Below are 18,994 nucleotides of genomic sequence, written 5' to 3' on the forward strand. Positions count from 1 at the left end.
GCCATGCCTGCAAGGCGGAAATTCATCATCATGCTATCATTCCTCATTCGCAGAATTGCCCTGGCGCTGACAACCGGCTTCGTGGTGCTGACGCTCGTCTTCGTCGTCGTCCGCATCCTGCCCGGAGACCCGGCGCAGGTGATCCTTGGCGACATGGCGTCGGAAGAGAGCCTGACGGCGCTGCGCCAGCGGCTCGGGCTCGACCGTTCGCTGCCGGCCCAGTATCTCGACTTCGTCGGCGGCGCGCTCTCCGGTGACTGGGGCAAGTCCATGGTCACCGGCCGCGCCGTCGTCACCGAAATCATGACGGTGCTGCCCTGGACCATCGAACTGACCGTGATCTCGCTCCTTCTCGGCACGGCGGTCGGCGTTCCGCTCGGCGTCTGGGCGGCCGTCAATCGCAATCGTGCCGTTGACTATGCGGTTCGGGTCGTCTCGCTGCTCGGCCTGTCCTTTCCGGCCTTTGTTTCGGCGGTCATCCTGTTGCTGGCCTTTGCCATCCAGCTTCGCTGGTTTCCGGTGATCAGCGCCCGGAGCGGCAGCCTCGGAGCCTGGTTCCAGTCCATCACGCTGCCGGCCTTGAGCCTCGGGCTGATCATGGCCGCCTACATCACCCGCGTCACCCGTTCGGCGATGCTGGAAGTGCTGTCCGAGGACTACGTGCGCACGGCCCGCGCCAAGGGCGTGCCCTGGCCCGCCGTGGTCAGGCGGCACGCCCTGCGCAATGCCCTTCTCCCCATCATCACTGTGGTCGGCCTGTTCCTCGGCATCCAGATCGGAAACTCGGTGCTGACGGAAATCGTCTTCAACCGGCCGGGGCTCGGCAAGCTCATCGTCGGCGCGCTCAACCAACGCGACTACACGATGCTGCAGGGGATGATGGTCATCTATACGCTGATCGTCGTCTTCGTGAACATGCTGACCGACATCGCCTATGGCCTTGCAGATCCGCGAGTGAAGCTACAATGACCCATGCTGCTCTTCCCGGCGCGCCGCGCGGCGCCTTGCGCGCCCTGATTCGCGTCTTCAACGTCAACAAGACCTCCTGGGTGGGGCTTGCCATCCTGCTTGCCGTGATCGTGATCGCCGTCTTCGCGCCGCTGTTCACGGCACACGATCCCCTTGCCCAGGACGTCACGCACCAGCTTTCCGGCCCGTCCGCGGAACATGTCTTCGGTACGGACGAATACGGCCGCGACACTTGGGCAAGACTGATCTACGGCGCCCGCGTTTCGCTCGCTGTCGGCATTGCCTCGACAGTGATCGCCATGCTGGTCGGCTCGGCCATCGGTCTGCTGGCCGGCTGGTACGGCGGCCGCTTTGACGCCGTCATGATGCAGGTCATGGATGTGCTGCTCGCCTTCCCGTCGCTCATCCTCGGGCTGGTCATCGTCGCCATGCTCGGCGCCACGACGCCGAACATCGTCTTGGCCATCGCGCTGACCTCGATCCCGCCGTTCGCGCGGATCGCGCGGGCGCCGACCATCGCGCTCAAGGAGCGCGAATATGTCGAGGCCTGCCGGTCGCTGGGCTATTCCGATGCGCGCATCCTGCTCGTGCATATCCTGCCCAACATCGCCGCCGAGATCGTCGTGATGGGTTCGCTCTGGCTGGCCAACGCCATCCGCACCGAGGCGTCGCTGGCTTTCATCGGGCTCGGCATCAAGCCGCCGACCCCGACCTGGGGCGGCATGATCCGCTCCGGCTTCGAGAATATCCTCGACAGCGCCTGGCTGGCCGTTGTGCCGAGCCTTGCGATCCTGATCGTCATCTTCGCCCTCAACCTGCTCGGCGACGGCCTGCGCGATGCGGTCGACCCGAAGCTCAAGAACGAGGTGTGAAAATGAGCGACCCCGTACTTTCCGTCAGGGATCTGACGACGTCATTTCGCGGACCGCAGGGATGGACTCCCGTCGTCAAGGGACTGTCCTTCGATCTCAAGCCGCGCGAGACACTTGCCATCGTCGGCGAGTCCGGTTCCGGCAAGAGCGTCACGGCGCTATCGCTTCTCAAGTTGGTGCCGGAGGCCAACGGCCGGGTCGAGGGCTCAGCCCTGCTCGGTGGTCGCGACCTCGTGTCCTTGCCGGAGGCGGAGATGTGCCGCATCCGCGGCAACGAGATCGCCATGATCTTCCAGGAGCCGATGACCAGCCTGAACCCGGTGCTGACCGTCGGCGACCAGATCTCGGAGGCGTTGATCCTGCATCGCGGCATGGACAGGGCCGCGGCCCGGGCCGAGGCGCTGCGTATCCTCGACCGCGTCCGCATCCCGGCGGCGCGTGAGCGTCTGGACGAGTACCCGCATCGCTTTTCCGGCGGCATGCGCCAGCGTGTGATGATCGCCATGGCGCTCGCCTGCCGGCCGAAGGTCCTCATCGCCGACGAGCCGACGACGGCGCTCGACGTGACCGTGCAGGCCCAGATCCTCGACCTGATCCACTCTCTTCAGGACGAGTTCGCCATGGGGGTGGTCTTCATCACCCATGACATGGGGGTGGTCGCGGAAATCGCCGATCGCGTGCTCGTGATGCTGCGCGGCGACAAGGTCGAGGAAGGCGAGACCACGCAGATCTTCGACAGGCCGGCCCACGCCTATACGCGGCGGCTGCTCGCCGCGGTTCCCACGTTGGGCTCGATGCGCGGCGAGGCAGCGCCGAAGAAGATGCCGGACTTCGTGGAAGGGGACGAAAGCGCCAGCCCGGCTGCCGCACCAGATCGCTCGCCGGCCTGTCACGACGAGCCTCTTCTTGAGGTCGAAGGCCTGACGACCCGCTTCGAGATGCGCAGCGGGCTTCTACGGCGCGTCTCCGGCCGCGTGCACGCGGTGGAAAACGTCTCCTTTTCGCTGGCGCGGGGTGAGACGCTCTCGCTGGTCGGGGAATCGGGCTGCGGCAAGTCGACGACCGGCCGCTCTATCCTCCGGCTGGTCGAGCCGCTCGCCGGTTCGGTCCGCTTCGAGGGACGCGAGGCGATCGGCATGGGTGGGGCGCAGTTGAAGGCGCTGCGCCGCGACATGCAGATGATTTTCCAGGATCCCTATGCCAGCCTCAATCCGCGCATTCCCGTCGGCAGGGCGATCGCCGAACCCATCGTCGTGCACGGGCTTGCCGGCCGGCGCGAGGCGGAGGAGCGCGCCGCCGGCCTGCTGGAGAAGGTGGGGTTGGAGCCTGGCATGGCGGCCAGGCTGCCGCACGAATTCTCGGGCGGCCAGCGCCAGCGGGTCTGCATCGCCCGTGCGCTCGCTCTCTCGCCCAAGCTGATCGTGGCAGACGAGGCCGTTTCCGCCCTCGACGTCTCGATCAAGGCCCAGGTGCTCAACCTGATGCTCGACCTGCAGTCCTCGCTGGGGCTTTCCTACCTGTTCATCTCGCACGACATGGCGACCGTCGAACGCGTCAGCCATCGCATCGCGGTCATGTATCTGGGGGAGATCGTGGAGATCGGCCCCCGCGCGGCGATCATAGAGAACCCGCAGCATGCCTACACGCGCAAGCTTCTGTCCGCCGTGCCCCTGCCGGACCCCGCACGGCGCGGCACCCGTCCGCCGCTTCCCGCCGAAGACCTGCCCAGTCCCGTTCGCGCGCCGGACTTCGTTCCGCCCGAACGGATCTGGCGCACCGTTTCGCAAGGCCATCTGGTCCAGGAGTCGTCCTGACATGCACAACCATTCTCCTGTTTTCTACCGCGACCTCAACGCGGTCCCGCCGGCCATCGTCAGGGGTGAAGGCTCCTACCTGGAGGATGCGTCCGGCCGCCGCTATCTCGATGCGTCGGCAAGCGCCGGCGTGGTCGGCATCGGCCACGGCCGCTCCGAGATATGGGATGCCTTGGCCGCGGCGGGGGACAAGGTCACCTTCGTCTACAACGCGACTTTCACCCACCCCTGGCAGGAAGAGCTTGCCGGCCGCATCCTTGCCATGGCGCCTTCCAACATGGCCGGCGTCTACTTCACTTCGGGCGGGTCCGAAGCGAATGAATCGGCCTGGAAGCTCGCGCGCCAGTATTTCGTCGAGCGGGGCAAGCCCCAGAAATACAAGGCTGTTGCAAGATGGCTCAGCTATCACGGGGTGACGCTCGCCACGCTGTCGCTATCCGGCCGCACCAGCTGGCGCGAGATCTATTCGCCGCTGCTCCTGCCCGTGGCGCGCGTCGCCCCGCCCTACGAATACCGTTGCAGGATATGCGGCGGGGGCCGATGCACGCTGGCGTGCGCCGACGATCTGGAGCGCACGATCCTGATGGAAGGACCCGAAACGGTCGCGGCGTTCTTTGCAGAACCCATCGTTGGAACCACGGCAGCCGGCCTCACGCCGAATCCGGGCTATTATCGCCGCATCCGCGAAATTTGTGACCGCTACGACGTGCTCTTCGTCGCCGACGAGGTGCTGTGCGGCTACGGCCGCACCGGCCACCCCTTCGCGATCTCGGGCTGGGATGTCGCGCCGGATATCGTCACGCTCGGCAAGGCGATCGGTAGCGGCTATGCGCCGCTGGGGGCAATGGTCGTGTCGGAGAAGATCCGCGAGGTCTTCGCCGCCGGCAGCGGCCGCTTCGTCCACGGCCTTACCTACAGCGGCACGCCCTCCGCCTGCTTCGTCGGAAACCGGGTGCATGAAATCATGTCCCGCGAGGGGCTCTTCACGCGCGGCGCGGAGATCGGGCGCTATCTGGAGGCCGGATTGCGTGCGCTTGCGGATCGGCACCCGGCGATCGGCGACATCCGGGGACGCGGCCTGCTGTGGGGCGTCGAGTTCGTCGAGGACCGCGAGACGCGACGGCCTTTCGACCCGAAGGTCGGCTTCACCGCGAAGATCGTTGGCCACATGCGCGTAAACGGGATTCTCGTCGCCGCCGGCATTCCCGGCATCAACCATGGGCAAGGTGGCGACCACATCCAGATCAGCCCGCCCTTCACCATCAGCGAAAGCGAGATCGACGTCCTGCTCGACGGTCTGGACGAGGCGCTGAAGCGGTATGGGAGCGTTCCGGCATGATCACGCTGGGCTCCGTGACGGACCTTCGTCCCGAACATGCCGGCCGGGCCGTTCTGGTCGGATCGCATGGCGGCCACGCGACGGGCGAGTATGCGCTCGCATTCGCGATAGCCTCGCTGATATGCCACGACGCCGGCATCGGGCTGGAGGAGGCCGGGGTCGAAGGGCTGACGGTTCTTGCGAACCAGTCCGTTCCGGCAATCGCAATCGATTACCGCTCGGCACGCATTGGCGATGCGCAGGACATGCTGGCCCGCGGCCGCGTCAGCCGGGCGAATGCGCCCGCCGTCGCGCTGGGCATCTTCCCCGGAAGCCGGGCCGCGGATGCGGCGGCGTTGCTATCCGATCGAGTAGGGCAGGCAACGGCGCTTTCCGGGGCAACCGGTGACGCCATCTTTCGTCGCCGGGAATGCTCGCTCGGCCCCGGTCGACGCCTTGTCTTCCTCGACAGCGCATCGTCGATCACGCCTTTCGACAACGGAGCCATCATCGTTACGGGCTCTCACGGCGGGCTGCCGGCCGGGGCGGCGGACCGCGCGATCAAGGCACGCCCCTTGATCGCCATCTTCAACGACGCCGGCGTCGGCATCGACACGGCGGGCATCGCGCGCCTGCCCGTGCTGGATCGGCAGGGGGTGGCTGCGGCCTGTGTCAAGGCCGCGTCGGCCAGGATCGGCGACGCCCGGTCCACCTACGAAACCGGCATCGTCTCCTTTGCCAACGAAAAAGCGCTCGCCCTCGGCGCACAGCCCGGCACGCGGATACGCCATCTCATCGGCAGCCTGACCGGCATCGCCGCTGATCAATTTCCAACATGGGACACATGACAATGACCGAAGCAAAGCTGACCACAGCGACATCCGACGCAACGATCCGCCTCACGGGCGGGGAGGCGATTGCCGAAATTCTCGAACGGGCGGACGTCGGGCCGATGTTCGGCATGGGCGGGTTTCAGCTTCTGCCCTTCTACGAAGCCGTCCGGCGCAAGGGGTTACGCCATCATCTGATCAACGACGAGCGGTGCGGAGCCTTCGCCGCCGACGCCTGGGCGCGGATGTCCGGACGGCCGGGCGTGTGCGACGCGACGCTGGGGCCGGGCGCCACCAACCTTGTGACGGCGCTCGTCGAGAGCTTCAACGCCGGGATTCCCCAGGTCGTCTTCGTCGGCGATACCCACCGCGATCATTCCTGGAAGAACATGACGCAGGAGACCCGGCAACTCGACATCCTGCGTCCCGCCGTCAAGGAGGTGATGCGTATCGAGCGGCCCTCCCGGGTGCCGGAGGCGGTGCGCCGCGCCTTTGCGGTCGCCACCTCCGGCAGGCCCGGACCCGTCGTGGTCGACGTGCCGGAAGACGTCGCGCACGAAGTCCACGACTATTCGGTCGCCGACTTCTGGATCGATCCGGCGACGACCCGGTTCCCGGGTTATCGGTCGAGACCCGATGCGGGTGATGTCGAGCACGCTGCTGCGGTCATCGCGGCGGCGAGGCGACCGCTCCTGCTGGTCGGCGGCGGCGTGCATATCTCCCAGGCCTACGAGGCGCTGCGGGCCTTCGCCGAAGCCCACGCGATCCCGGTCGCCCACACGCTCTCCGGCAAGGGCGCCATCGCCTGCACGCACCCGCTTTCGGCCGGCCTGTTCGGCCGCTACTCGCGCATCGCCAACGAACTGATCGAGGCCAGCGATTGCCTGATCGTCGTCGGCTGCAAGCTGGGCGAGATCGCTACCAGGCGCTTCCAGCTCTTCAACGGCCATGCGCCCGTTATCCATGTCGAGGTGCTTGCGGAGGAGATCGGCCGGACCACCCGGACGGACCATGCGCTCGTCGGCGACGCGCGGCTGGCGCTGGAGGACCTGTCCGCCGCCCTCTATGGCGAAGCTGTCCGGGCATGCGCCGCCCGCGCGGACTACGCGGCCGAGATTCCCGCACGCATGCGCAGGTGGCGGGATGGCGCCGCCGACCGCCTTCTTTCGAGCGAGGTGCCGATCAACATGGGCCGAATGTTGCACGAGCTGAATGAGGCGATGCCGGCCGAGTCCGTGCTGGTCGCCGACGGCGGCTTCGCCGCCCATTGGGGTGGGCTGCTCTACGATACCAAGGCGGCGGGCCGGAGGTTCGTAGCCGACCGGGGTTTTGCCTCGATCGGCTACGGCCTTCCCGGAGCGATGGGCGCACAGCTCGCGGTGCCCGACCAGCCGGTCGTCGCCATCACCGGCGACGGCGGGTTCAACATGACGATCGGCGAGCTGGAAACCGCGCGCCGGGCCGGCACGCCGTTCACGCTGATGATCGTCAACAACGCTGCCTCCGGCTACATCAAGGCGTTGCAGCATGCGATGTACGGTGCCTATCAGTCTTCGGATCTCGTGGAGATGAACTATGCCCGGATCGCCGAGGACTTCGGCTGCCAAGGCATCCGTGTCGAACGGCCCGAGGAACTCGGCCCGGCCATCCGCGCTGCGAACGAGGAGCGCCGCCGGCCCTCCGTTATCGACGTCGTTGTCACGCGCGATCCCGCAAGGATGCTGCCGGGTGTCGATAATCGCACCTTAAAAGTGACCAAGGGAGACAGGCCGGTTTGAGGAGCAAGTCGCGATCCCACAAATCGGATCGGACCATCTTGAAATGAACGTCCTCTGTTTCACGGTGTCCGGCGATGTTGCCTTTGCCATCGGTTCAATCATGGCTGCTCGCAATAAACAGGTCGTCGCTTCATATCCGTTCAAGAGCTTTGCGCTCGATACGCTATGGAGACTTGTGAGATTTCCTCAAAGCGGCCGTTCGGCTTATGCGCGCTGAATGGTCGGCTTTGGGTGGCTACGCCGGAAAAATCATCGTTCGCTGACTGAGAGAGGATGGCTGCTGTGCACCATTGGTTGAGGCACTGAGCGAAGCGGTGCGCAAACCCGCGAGCGGATGTGCAACCTCACATTGACAGTACGATAATGTTGCGTGGTGGAATCAAACGACAGACTGGCTCCCGCCAAGCAGATCCTTGAGGCCGGCAATCGCCTTGCGCGCCGGCGGCGGCATCGTATACCGTCTGCCGCCGCCGGTTGGCGAAAAGGGCGCGAGGCACCTTGTCCCGGTCCATAAAACGGAACACGTGGACGGCGCCTCTGCTGCCCGCCATGCGTCAGCCTTTTATGGCGATGCGCTTGACCTGTGACTGCGTCTTCCCGCTTTTGGGCAGGGTCCCGTGAGCACGCCATTCTTGAAGCGGGCGTCTATCTCCTCTTCCCTGATTTCGCATCCAAGCGGTATGCGCCGCTCGAAGCGACCGTAGAAGCGCTCAGAGAACCGCTTGTCCTTATCTTCCGCTTCGGAGCGCTTCTCGCCCTTCAGCGTCAACACGCCGTCATTCAGCAGGACCTCGATGTCCTTCTCTTCCAGCCCGGGCACTTCGGCGGTTATCCTGATCTCCTTCTCGCCGTCGTAGATCTCGACGCTCGGCTAGCCGTCGCCGAAGGCGGAAGCGCCGCTGAACGCGGGCAGGTTCGAGCCGAAGCCGCGGAAGACATCGTCGAACATGGTTGGCCAACTGGAATCGCTGGCGGAAGGCGCGTTCGGCGATGCCGCGATGCAGGTACTGACCCTCATCCACGCCGGTCTGTTCGCCGGCCACCGTCAACAGGTTCTGCATCGTTCGCCCCTGCTTCTCGACGTGGACTTGCGAGAACGACATCATCTGGAAACCGCCAGCTCAGCGAACTGCGGAGGCCTGTCGGCCCGCCGGCGTGATGATGGGGTAGGATTTCCTGACGATAACGATGACGGTTGCGGCGATGACTCACTTGATGATGTCACCCGGCAGGAACGGCATGGAGCCCGTCAGCGCCGTGGAAAGCGGAATCCGGGCGACGGCGGCGCTCCATGGAATGCCGATCCCATAAAGCACGACGATCCCGCCCGCCGCGGATGCGAGGAAGGCCGCGACATGGCCGAGGCGTTGCCAGAGACGTTCCATCAGGAGGCCGCCGACGACAGCCGTGACGACCCATCCCAGCAGGAAGCCGCCGGTCGGCCCCATAAAGAAGGCGCCGAAGCCGCCGCGACCTCCCGAGAGAAGCGGCAGGCCGATCGCAACGAGGATCAGGAAAAGGATCATCGACAGGCCACCGCGCCTGGCACCGAGAACGCCGCCGGCGAGGATGGCACCGAGAGATTGCGCCGTGATCGGCACGCCCACGACCGGCAGGGTCATGGGCGGGAAGACGGCGAGGGCGGCCGTGATGGCGGCAAAGGTTGCTATAAAGACGGTGTCACGCGTTTCCATGGGGTCCCCCTATGATGGCGGGCAGGACGCGTATCGTCCGGGTCCGCCGCGGAGCAGCGGACCATGCGTTTGGCGGCGGGGCGTCTTGCCGCTGCCCCGGGATCGCTATTTTCCGAGCAGCGTCGCGACGAAGGACGTGTTGAAGACGCCGGAGACGAACTGCTCGTTCTGAAGGATTTCCTTGTGGAACGGCGCCGTCGTCGTGATCGCCCCGAGGTCGAGCTCGTCAAGCGCCGCGATCATGCGGGCTCTCGCTTCCTCGCGCGTCTGGCCCCAGCAGATGAGCTTGCCGACCATGGAATCGTAGAAGGGCGGAATGACGTATCCGGCCTCGATATGCGTATCCATCCGGATCCCGAGCCCGCCGGGCATATGGAAGCGCTTCACGGTGCCGGGGCATGGCATGAAGTTCTGTTCGGGGTCCTCGGCATTGATGCGGCATTCGATGGCGTGGCCGGAGATACGGATATCGTCCTGCCGGATGGCGAGCGGAATGCCGCTGGCGACTTCGAGCTGCATCTTGATGAGGTCGAGCCCGGTGATCATTTCCGACACGGGATGCTCGACCTGGATGCGGGTGTTCATCTCGATGAAGTAGAACTTGCGCTCATCGAGATCGAACACGAATTCGATGGTGCCGGCATTGGTGTACTTGACCTCGCGGCAAAGATTGACCGCGGCGGTGGCAAGTTCCTGGCGCAGCCTGTCGTCGAGAACCGGAGAGGGGCCTTCCTCGATCAGCTTCTGATTTCGCCGTTGGGTCGTGCAGTCGCGCTCGCCCATATGCAGGAAGGTTTCCCCGTCGCACATCACCTGGATTTCGATGTGGCGGATATTGGTGAGATAGCGCTCGATGTAGACGGAGGAGTCGCCGAAGGCGGTTTCGGCCTCGGACATGATTTCGGAAAGATCGCTTTCCAGGCTTTCCATCTGGCGCACGACGCGCATGCCGCGCCCGCCGCCGCCTGCCGCCGCCTTGATCAGCAGGGGGAAGCCGACGTCCTTGGCGACCTTCAGCGCCTCGGCGAACTCGGTGATCGCGCCGTCGGAACCGGGAACCGTGGGCACGTCGGCCTTCTTCGCGATCTTCTTCGCCTCGATCTTGTCGCCCATCTGGTGGATGACCTTGCTGGACGGGCCGATGAAGATGATGCCTTCCTTCTCGCAGGCGGCCGCGAACTCCGCGTTTTCGGCAAGGAAACCGTATCCGGGATGAATGGCGTCGGCACCGAAGGAGAGGGCGGCGCCGAGAACCGCCTGCTGGTTGCGGTAGCTCATGTTGGAGCGCGCAGGTCCGATGCAGACGGCCCTATCGGCGAGCCGTACGGGCAAGGAATCTGAGTCCGCCTCCGAATGAACCAGGATGGTCGATATGCCAAGCTCACGACAAGCGCGGATGATACGAAGAGCGATCTCGCCGCGATTGGCGATCAGCACTGTTTTGAGTAACGCGGACATGCAGATTCTTCCCAGTTGAGTGTGTTTACGGCAGCCTTCAGTTGGTCCTGATGATCATCAGGGGCTGGCCGTATTCGACGGCCTGCTCGTTCTCGACCAGGATCTTCGCGATGACGCCCTCAACCTTGGCTTCGACATTGTTCATCAGCTTCATGACCTCGACGATGCAAAGCACGGTGTCGGACTTGACACGGTCCCCGACCTTGACAAAGGCCGGGGCGCCCGGCTTTGACGCCGCATAGAAGGTGCCGACCATGGGTGCCTTGATGACCACCTCGTTCTCGCCGGGCTGCTCATAGGCATCGGCTGCGGCAGCGGGTGCCTGGACCACCGGCTGAACGGTGGGCGCGACGGCAGGTGTTGCCGGGGCGGCCTGCACCGATGCGGCAACGGACGCCTTTGCGATCTTGCTGTCGGCAAAGAACGAGGAATTCTCGTTCCGCGACAGCGAGATCTCGACCTCGCCGACCTTCAGGTAAAAGTCCTTCACATCATCAGCGACATTGATCCACTTCAGGATCGCGTTCACTTCCTTGATCGCCTCGTTATCCATTGGCATTGACCTTCTCGACTCCAAGTTTCAGTTCAAAGTTTGCGGTTTTGATCGCCAGGGCGCGCTTGCCAGTGTTTTGCGCGTGGGCGCGCTTGATGAGGGCGAGCAGGGAACTTCCGCCGTCAGCCGGGGAGACTTCCTTCTTGGCCTTCACCATTTCGTCCACCTGCGTCCCCGCGAACATCGCGCGCAGGAGCAGCGTGTCGATGTCGTCGTCCGGATAGCGCGCCGCGAGATCGGGCAGCATGGGCGGAATGGGGCTGGGCTCGGCGGCGATTTCGGAGGCGCCGTTGCGGATGATACGCTCGCGCAGTTCCGGATCGATCGGCGCCAGCAGCTTGCCGTAATAACCGAGGACGTATTTCTTGATCTCGTTCGGCACGATCTTGTAGCGCTCGCCGGTGATGACGTTGAGCACCGCCTGGGTGCCGACGAACTGCGCGAACGGCGTGATCATGATGGGATAGGCAAGTTCCGAGCGGACCTTGGCGACTTCCACCAGGAGTTCGTCGAAGCGGTCCTCAAGGCCGGCCGTCTTCAGCTGCGACTGGAAGTTCGACAACATGCCGCCGGGAATCTGGTGCATGTAGTGGAGGCCGTTGTATTCGACCGGCACGCCGAGCGGCTTATCTTCGTCTTCGGCGATCTGATGAAGCCGTTCGCTCACCTTGGCGATGCGCGCCATGTCGAGGTTCACCTCGTAGCCGAGCGCCTTCAGGTCGCGCACGACACTTTGCACGGCAGGCTGGCCGTTGGCATTCGCCAGCGGCGCGATGGAGAGGTGCAGCATGTCGACGCCATGCTCGACGGCCTCAAGATAGACCAGCGGGGCAAGCGCCGTGAGGCAGTGGCTATGGATTTCCAGAGGCCGGTCGCCGATCAGATCCTTGATCGCGGGGACCAGCGTACGGATGCGCTCGGGCGTCAGAAGGCCGCCGGCATCCTTGAGCATGAACGCATCGATATCGGTCTTCTCAAGATACTCCTTGGTCTTGGCGATATAGAGCGCGTCGGTATGGACCGGGCTCTCGCAATAGGACAAGGCGCCGAAGGTGTAAGCACCCAGCTCCTTGGCCCTGCGCAGCCCCGGCGCGATGTTGTCGATGTCGTTCAAGCCATCGAACGAACCAATTACGCGGAAGCCATTCGCATAGAGGCTATCCACCCATGATTGTATAACATCGTCAGGAAGAAAATCGAAGGATGCAATGTTCCGTGAGCGGATCAGCGCGCGGAACTTCGTGCCCGGCGCGCGCTCGTGAAGTAGTCTTACGCGCTCCCAAGGGTCTTCTTTCAAGTAACGAACAGAAACGTCGAATTGAATGGGAGCGACGAGGTCGATCTGTGTATATCCTGCCGCGGTGATATCATCAAGCATCGAAAGCATGTGTTCCGTGCGCATGCGCGTTGCCCAAAGGCTCTGCTGGCCATCGCGAAACGTCGTGTCGACGATTTTGATCTCGCGCATGCTCCCGGCCGGGCGGCCGCCATTGGCCATGATCTGTGATATGGTCTGAATATGATCTTTAGCCACAGCAAAACTCCCGTTGAATTTTGATCTCTATATGAAAAATTCTCCGAATGAGATCGAAATCTCTGGAAAAACTCTGTGAGATCAATGGTTTGATTGTGTAATCGTGCAAAGTATATCCTCCTGATGCGCAAGATTACGATTGTGAAGCTAGTTTTCTGACCAGCCACCCGTCAACAAAAAAATCGCTATTTGACATTTGTTCGCATTTCGCACGTTCCGCTGATTGACGGTCTGACCGAAAAGATAATAGTCTGTTTGTCGGACAATGCAGCTCGCCAGAATTGGGGAGCAGGCCGGGCGCCGATGGGGCGTGATGCCGGAGACTTGGAGGGCTTTTTGCTGGGCGGCCTCGTCCAGGCGGGATCCTATGTTCGGCCGCCTGGAGGCACGCCGATCTCAAGAATGGACGAGGCGATCAATTCCGGCCGCAAATGTCGTTTGGCCGGACGCAAACCGGGAGGAGAACCGAATGCGAAATTTTGTGAAGTTTGGCGGACTGTTGGCCGCGCTGATCGCCGGCACGAGCACTGCCGTTGCCGAGGACACCTTCAAGGTCGGCATCGTCACCTTCCTTTCCGGGCAGGCGGCGCAGAGCTTCGGCGTTCCGGCAGCCGACGGCGCGCGGTTGCTGGTCAAGAAGCTCAATGCCGGCGAGGTGCCCGCGCCCTACGACACGCCGGGCATGGGCGGCATGCAGATCGAAGCCGTCCTGATCGACGAGGCGGGGGGAGCGACCGTCCAGGTTCAGGAATACCGCAACCTGGTGCAGCGCGAGAAGGTCGACGTGGTCATCGGCTATGTCGGTTCGGGCGACTGCCTTGCCGTCGCGCCGGTCGCCGAGGAACTGAAGACGTTCACCATCCTCTACGATTGCGGCACGCCCCGCATCTTCGAGGATGCCGACTATCAGTACGTCTTCCGTACCGCCGCGACCGCGACGCAGGACAATGTCGGCCTCGTGCGCTATCTGAAGGCGCTCGGCGTCGATATCAAGACCTATGCAGGCATCCATCAGGACTATGCCTGGGGGCATGATAGCTGGGTCGACTTCAAGGCCGCCATGGGCCGGATCTATCCCGAGGCCACGGTAGCGGCCGAGCTGTTCCCGGCGTTCGGCGCCGGCCAGTACGGAACGGAGATCTCTGCGCTCATGCAGAGGCGCGCCGATGTCATCCATTCCTCCCTGTGGGGCGGCGATCTCCAGTCCTTCATCCTGCAGGGTCTGCCGCGCGGCCTCTTCAGGCAGGCGCAGGTTGCCTTGTCCACCGCAGACCATGTCTTGCCGCCGCTCGGCAACAACATGCCCGAGGGCGTGATCATCGGCGCGCGCGGCTCCTACGGCTACATGGCGCCGGAAAGCGCGCTCAACACCTGGTGGGACGCTGCCTATCGCGAGGCCTACGAAAACGTCGTGCCGGTGCAGGGTCCCTATCGCATGGCGCAGGCGCTTCTCGGCCTGAAGAGCGCCGTCGAAAAGGCGATGAAGGAAAACGGCGGCGTCAAGCCGTCCTCCGAGCAGCTTTCCGCCGCCATGACGGGGCTGTCCTGGGAGAGCCCCGCGGGCCTGATCGAGATGACGAACGGCAAGGGCCATCAGGCGATCCAGTCGATTGGCTTCGGACGCACCCAGAAGGACAAGGAAGGCAATATCGTCCTCGGCGACATCCTTCACTTCGACGCCCGTTGCGTGAATCCGCCGGCGGACCAGAAGAGCATCGACTGGATCCAGGCTGGTTTCCCTGGCTCCAACTGCGAGTGACCAAGGCAGCCGGGGCGCGCAGCCCCGGCCTCCCGCAACACCGACGATCGGTTTTCTGACATGGACCTCATTTTCACCATTCTCCTGGATGGACTTATCTATGCCTCCTGGCTTTTCATCGTCGCGCTCGGGCTGACGCTCGTCTTCGGCGTCCTGAAGATCCTCAACTTCGCTCATGGCGGGCTCTATGCGCTCGGGGCCTACGGGGCCGCGATCGCCGTGCCCTTCTTCGCCGGCCTCGGCATGCCCGAATGGTTCAGCTTGCTTGCCATGTTCATCGCCGCGGCGGCCGTGGCCATCCTGATCGCACCACTGATCGAGCGCGGGCTGCTGCGCTACTTCTACGGCCGCGACGAAGTGCTGATCCTTCTCATCACCTACGCTGTGTTCCTCATCCTGGAGGACGTGACGAAGATGATCTTCGGCGTGAACCCCTACTATGTCTTCGAGCCGCGTAATCTGCTCGGCAATGTGGAGATGGGCTCGCTGTTCTATGTCGGCTACGACCTCGCACTGATCGGCCTTGCCGTCGTGTGCGGTCTCGGCGTCTGGTTCGGCCTGAACCGTACGCGGATCGGCAAGATCACCCTGGCGGTGATCAAGGAGCCCGAAGTGAGCCAGGCGATGGGCGTCAACATCGCGCGCATCTATCTCCTCGCTTTCGGCGTCGGCGTCTTCCTCGCCGCGCTCGGCGGCGCCTTCACGAGCCCGTTGATCTCGGTGCAGCCGGGCAACAGCGTCTCGGTCATCGTCGTCAGCTTCGCCGTCGTCATCATCGGCGGCCTCGGCTCGATCCCCGGCGCGGCGATCGGCGCGCTGATCGTCGGCATCGCTCGCGCCTTTGCGGTCTACGAGCTTCCCGAAGCCGAGATCTTCATCATCTACCTCGTGATGGTGGCCGTGCTGATCTTCCGGCCGGAAGGCCTTTTCACTCCCATCAAGGCGCGCAAGATATGAACCCGATCCTTCGCACATTCGGCCTCGCCGCGCTCGGCGCGCTGGTCTTCATCGCCATCGGTCTCGTCGTGCCGGCCTGGTTCCTCTTCACTATGACCAAGGCGGTCGGCTTCGGCCTCGTTGCACTCGGCCTCGTCGGGCTGCTCAGAGGCGGGCTGCTCAGCTTCGGGCAGGGGCTCTACTATTGCGGCGGCGCCTATGTCTCGGGCCTCATGGCGAACTGGGCAGGCGTCACGGACATGATCGTGCTGCTTTCCGTCGGCTGCATTGCCGGCGGCCTGATCGCCGCTCTGGTTTCGCCGCTGGTCGCCCGCTATCGCGGCATCTTCTTCGCCATGCTGACCATGGCGCTTTCGATGGTGGCCTACGGCGTCCTCACCAAGATCGCCGCCATCGGCGGATCGGACGGCTTCAACGTCCCCAAGCCGACCCTTCTCGGCTACCACCTGGCGGAGACCGGCTTCGGCCTCTATGCCATCGCCGTCGTCACCGCCGCGCTCGCCGCCGCGGTCTGTCGGGTTCATTTCGACAGCGGCCTCGGCCTCATCGCCAGCGCCGCGCGCGAGAACGAGTTGCGCATCGAATATCTGGGCGCCTCGGTGTTCTCCGTCAGCACGCGCAGCTTCATCCTCGCCGGAGGCCTGGCCGGGCTCGGCGGCACGCTGAACGGCGTCGCGCTCGGCCATGTCGATCCCTTCTTCAGCTATTGGACGACGTCGGGCGAGATGGTCTTCATCGCCATTCTCGGCGGCTATGCCTCGGTGACGGCCGTCTTCGGCACGGCGCTGGTCACAGAGCTCGTCCGGTCCTTCTCCGGCCAGTACTTCCCCGAAAGCTGGCAGATGCTGCTCGGCATCTTCCTCCTGCTCGTGATCGTCTTCCTGCCGCGCGGCGTGGGGTCGATGTGGGCGAAGCCGGCGAGAAGCCATGCAATCCGCAGCATCAAGGAGCCAGCGACGTGAGCGGTGCAGTCCTCGAGGTAAAGGGCCTCATGAAATCCTTCGGCGCGCTGGTCGCCGCCAACAACCTGAACGTGGAGGTCATGCCCTCCGCCCGGTTGTCGCTGATCGGCTCCAACGGCGCGGGCAAGACCACCTTCGTCAACATGGTGACGGGCTATCTCAAGCCCGATGCCGGCCAGGTGAAGCTGGACGGCAAGGACATCACCCGCCTGCCGCCGCGGCTCATCACGCGGGCAGGCCTTGGCCGCTCCTTCCAGATCCCGCAGCTCTGCGAGGCCATGACGCCGGTCGACAACATCCTCGTGGCACTGGAGATCGCGGGCGACGGCGGGTCGGTCTTTCGTCCGGCGCGCACCAGAGACTCGCTCGACAGGGCCGTCGAGATGCTGGAGCGCTTCGGGCTGGAGCGCTACGCCGGCCGTCCCGTGAACGAATTGCCGGGCGGGGTGCGCAAGCTGATCGATATCGCGATGTCGCTTGCCAGCCGCCCGCGCGTGTTCCTGCTCGACGAGCCGACATCGGGCGTCAGCACGGAGGAGAAGTTCCCGCTGATGGACAAGGTCATGGCCGCGCTTGAGGGGGAACGCTCCGCGGTGATCTTCGTCGAGCACGACATGGAGATCGTGACGCGTTACGCCGACCGGGTGCTTGCCTTCTACTCCGGCGAGATCATCGCGGACGATGCGCCCGACGAGGTGCTGAACGACCCCGCCGTGCAGAAATACGTCACCGGAACGGCGAGGTAGGGCGATGCTGACCATTCGTGACATCAACGTGAAAATCGGCCAGGTCGAGGCGGTCCGCAACTTCTCGATGGATGTGCCCGCCGGATCGATGATCGGCCTGGTCGGCCGCAACGGGGCCGGCAAGACCACCGTGATGCGCGCCATCATGGGCCTCGCCAGGCTCGGCGGCGGCTCCGTCACCCTCAATGGTGAGAACCTGGAGAAGGTCGACGTTCATCGCCGCCCGGCGTTGGGCCTCGGCTACATGCCGGAAACCCGGGGGCTGATCCCGGACCTGACGGTCGAGGAGAACATCCTCCTGCCGACATGGGTGATGCGCGGCATCGACGGCAAGGCGCGGCTGAAGCTCGTCTACGACATCATGCCGGAACTGATGCCGATGGCCGACCGCAAGGCGCTTCTCCTGTCGGGCGGCCAGCAGAAACTGGTGGCGCTCGGCCGCGCGCTCACCGTCGGCACCCGGCTTCTCCTGCTCGACGAGCCCTTCGAGGGCGTCGCCCCGGCGCTCGCCCAGCGCCTCTCCGAGGTGATTTCCTCGCTGAGGAGCGAGAGCCTCTCGACCATCATGAGCATGTCCGAGATCACCCATTCCGAAAGCCTGCTCGACCAGGTCTGGCGCATCGAACGCGGTGCGAACGTTACGGCGAGCGCGGCGTGACGCCCGGCGCAAGACCCTCTTCCGATAGAAAGGATATCATCTCATGCAAACGACACGATCCGTCATCGCCGATGGGGCCGGAGGTCCCGAAGTCCTGCGCATCGTCGAGCGCGCCTTGCCGGCGCCTGGTCCGAACGACATGGTGGTGCGGGTTCACGCGGCGGGGATAAACCGGCCCGACGTGATGCAGCGGCAGGGCAACTATGCGCCTCCGCCCGGCGCGAGCGACGTGCTCGGACTGGAACTGGCGGGGACCGTCGAGGCGGTCGGAACCGACGTGACGCGCTTTGCGCCGGGCGACCGGGTGCTGGCGCTGGTCGCCTCCGGCGCCTATGCCGAACGTGCCGTGGTACACGAGGATGTCGCTATCGCCATTCCGGCGGGGATGAGCTTCATCGAGGCGGGTGCCGTGCCCGAGACCTATTTCACGGTCTGGAGCAATGTCTTCGAGCGCGCCGGCCTTGCCGATGGCGAGACGCTTCTCGTGCATGGCGGCACCTCCGGCATCGGCTCGACGGTGATACAGGTGGCGAAAGCGCTCGGGGGGCGGCGCGTGATCGCCACGGCCGGCTCGGACGAGAAATGCGCGGCCTGCCTGGAGATGGGCGCCGATCATGCGATCAACTACCGGACTGCGGATTTCGTGGAGGAGGGGTGGCGGCTGACCGAGGGCCGCGGGCCCGATGTGATCCTCGACATGGTGGGCGCGCCCTATTTCCAGAAGAATCTCGACCTGATCGCGCTTGACGGGCGGATTTCCCAGATCGCCTTCCAGTACGGCAGCCGCGCCAATATCGACCTCGCTCCGCTTCTGTTCAAGCGGGTGACGATGACCGGTTCGACCTTGCGCGCCCGCCCCGTCGCCATGAAGGCCCGCCTTGCCCGCGCCCTGGAAGAGCATGTCATGCCGCTCCTGGCGGCGCGGCGGGCCTTGCCGGTGATCGACAGCGTCTTTCCCTTCGAAAAGGTCGCCGACGCCCATACCCGGATGGATGGGGGCAGCCATGTCGGCAAGATCGTTCTGGCGATGACCGCGGAAGCCGACGCCACCGCCGGCGGCGGGTGAGCGTCGCTACCACGGAATCCGGCAAT

At 64.5% G+C, this 18,994-nt stretch carries 16 protein-coding genes and 1 pseudogene; 12 read left to right on the forward strand and 5 right to left on the reverse strand.

Annotated elements, in window-relative coordinates; translation table 11 throughout:
• Positions 1-30 precede the first annotated feature (30 nt).
• From WMC41_RS04610 to WMC41_RS04635, 6 genes are read left to right on the forward strand one after another with little or no spacing between them, the layout of a single operon-like run.
• Entirely contained in the window at positions 31-969 is a 939-nt protein-coding gene (locus WMC41_RS04610) for an ABC transporter permease (protein WP_432347154.1), read from the forward strand.
• On the forward strand, positions 966-1,841 hold the full coding sequence (locus WMC41_RS04615) for an ABC transporter permease (protein WP_432347155.1): 876 nt from the start codon (positions 966-968) through the stop codon (positions 1,839-1,841). The genes WMC41_RS04610 and WMC41_RS04615 overlap by 4 nt, the downstream gene beginning before the upstream one ends.
• A 2-nt stretch (positions 1,842-1,843) precedes the next feature.
• Positions 1,844-3,655 (forward strand): ABC transporter ATP-binding protein, encoded by a 1,812-nt coding sequence (locus WMC41_RS04620; protein WP_432347156.1) that lies wholly within the window; start codon positions 1,844-1,846, stop codon positions 3,653-3,655.
• A 1-nt stretch (position 3,656) separates the two neighbouring features.
• Positions 3,657-4,994, forward strand: a complete 1,338-nt coding sequence (locus WMC41_RS04625) for an aspartate aminotransferase family protein (RefSeq protein WP_432347157.1) — start codon at positions 3,657-3,659, stop codon at positions 4,992-4,994.
• On the forward strand, positions 4,991-5,821 hold the full coding sequence (locus WMC41_RS04630) for a hypothetical protein (RefSeq protein WP_432347158.1): 831 nt from the start codon (positions 4,991-4,993) through the stop codon (positions 5,819-5,821). Before WMC41_RS04625 ends, WMC41_RS04630 begins: the two co-directional genes overlap by 4 nt.
• A 2-nt stretch (positions 5,822-5,823) precedes the next feature.
• Positions 5,824-7,581 carry a thiamine pyrophosphate-binding protein gene (locus WMC41_RS04635; RefSeq protein ID WP_432347159.1) on the forward strand — a complete coding sequence of 586 codons (1,758 nt, stop codon included), beginning with the start codon at positions 5,824-5,826 and terminating at the stop codon, positions 7,579-7,581.
• Positions 7,582-8,135: 554 nt separating this feature from the next.
• Here the strand turns inward: WMC41_RS04635 and WMC41_RS04640 are convergent.
• The 5 genes and pseudogenes from WMC41_RS04640 to WMC41_RS04660 form a co-directional block, all read right to left on the reverse strand.
• A pseudogene (locus WMC41_RS04640) lies at positions 8,136-8,530 on the reverse strand (Hsp20/alpha crystallin family protein); the annotation flags it as partial.
• Between the two features lie 259 nt (positions 8,531-8,789).
• Positions 8,790-9,275: a biotin transporter BioY gene (locus WMC41_RS04645; RefSeq protein WP_432347160.1), complete on the reverse strand. Its 486-nt coding sequence runs from the start codon at positions 9,273-9,275 to the stop codon at positions 8,790-8,792.
• 105 nt (positions 9,276-9,380) lie between these two features.
• Positions 9,381-10,733 (reverse strand): acetyl-CoA carboxylase biotin carboxylase subunit, encoded by a 1,353-nt coding sequence (gene accC, locus WMC41_RS04650; RefSeq protein ID WP_432347161.1) that lies wholly within the window; start codon positions 10,731-10,733, stop codon positions 9,381-9,383.
• 37 nt (positions 10,734-10,770) lie between these two features.
• The gene (gene accB / locus WMC41_RS04655) at positions 10,771-11,292 is read right to left on the reverse strand and encodes an acetyl-CoA carboxylase biotin carboxyl carrier protein (protein ID WP_432347162.1); all 522 of its coding nucleotides are present in this window, start codon (positions 11,290-11,292) and stop codon (positions 10,771-10,773) included.
• Positions 11,279-12,820, reverse strand: a complete 1,542-nt coding sequence (locus WMC41_RS04660; protein ID WP_432347163.1) for a pyruvate carboxylase subunit B — start codon at positions 12,818-12,820, stop codon at positions 11,279-11,281. The genes accB and WMC41_RS04660 overlap by 14 nt, the downstream gene beginning before the upstream one ends.
• A 469-nt stretch (positions 12,821-13,289) precedes the next feature.
• Here WMC41_RS04660 and WMC41_RS04665 point away from each other — a divergent pair, with 469 nt between their 5' ends.
• Genes WMC41_RS04665 through WMC41_RS04690 form a run of 6 tightly spaced genes read left to right on the forward strand, consistent with a single transcriptional unit; the run spans position 13,290 to position 18,968 of the window.
• Positions 13,290-14,579, forward strand: a complete 1,290-nt coding sequence (locus WMC41_RS04665; RefSeq protein WP_432347164.1) for an ABC transporter substrate-binding protein — start codon at positions 13,290-13,292, stop codon at positions 14,577-14,579.
• Positions 14,580-14,639: 60 nt separating this feature from the next.
• Positions 14,640-15,536 carry a branched-chain amino acid ABC transporter permease gene (locus tag WMC41_RS04670; protein ID WP_432347165.1) on the forward strand — a complete coding sequence of 299 codons (897 nt, stop codon included), beginning with the start codon at positions 14,640-14,642 and terminating at the stop codon, positions 15,534-15,536.
• Positions 15,533-16,498, forward strand: coding sequence for a branched-chain amino acid ABC transporter permease (locus WMC41_RS04675; protein ID WP_432347166.1), 966 nt, complete (start codon positions 15,533-15,535; stop codon positions 16,496-16,498). Before WMC41_RS04670 ends, WMC41_RS04675 begins: the two co-directional genes overlap by 4 nt.
• Entirely contained in the window at positions 16,495-17,244 is a 750-nt protein-coding gene (locus WMC41_RS04680; RefSeq protein WP_432347167.1) for an ABC transporter ATP-binding protein, read from the forward strand. Before WMC41_RS04675 ends, WMC41_RS04680 begins: the two co-directional genes overlap by 4 nt.
• A gap of 4 nt (positions 17,245-17,248) precedes the next feature.
• Positions 17,249-17,902, forward strand: coding sequence for an ABC transporter ATP-binding protein (locus WMC41_RS04685; protein WP_432347168.1), 654 nt, complete (start codon positions 17,249-17,251; stop codon positions 17,900-17,902).
• A gap of 43 nt (positions 17,903-17,945) precedes the next feature.
• A complete protein-coding gene (locus tag WMC41_RS04690; RefSeq protein WP_432347169.1) occupies positions 17,946-18,968 on the forward strand; it encodes an NAD(P)H-quinone oxidoreductase in 1,023 nt (340 codons plus the stop codon).
• Positions 18,969-18,994: the final 26 nt, after the last annotated feature.

Source organism: Shinella yambaruensis (assembly GCF_050859155.1).
GTDB classification, from domain to species: Bacteria; Pseudomonadota; Alphaproteobacteria; order Rhizobiales; family Rhizobiaceae; genus Shinella; species Shinella yambaruensis.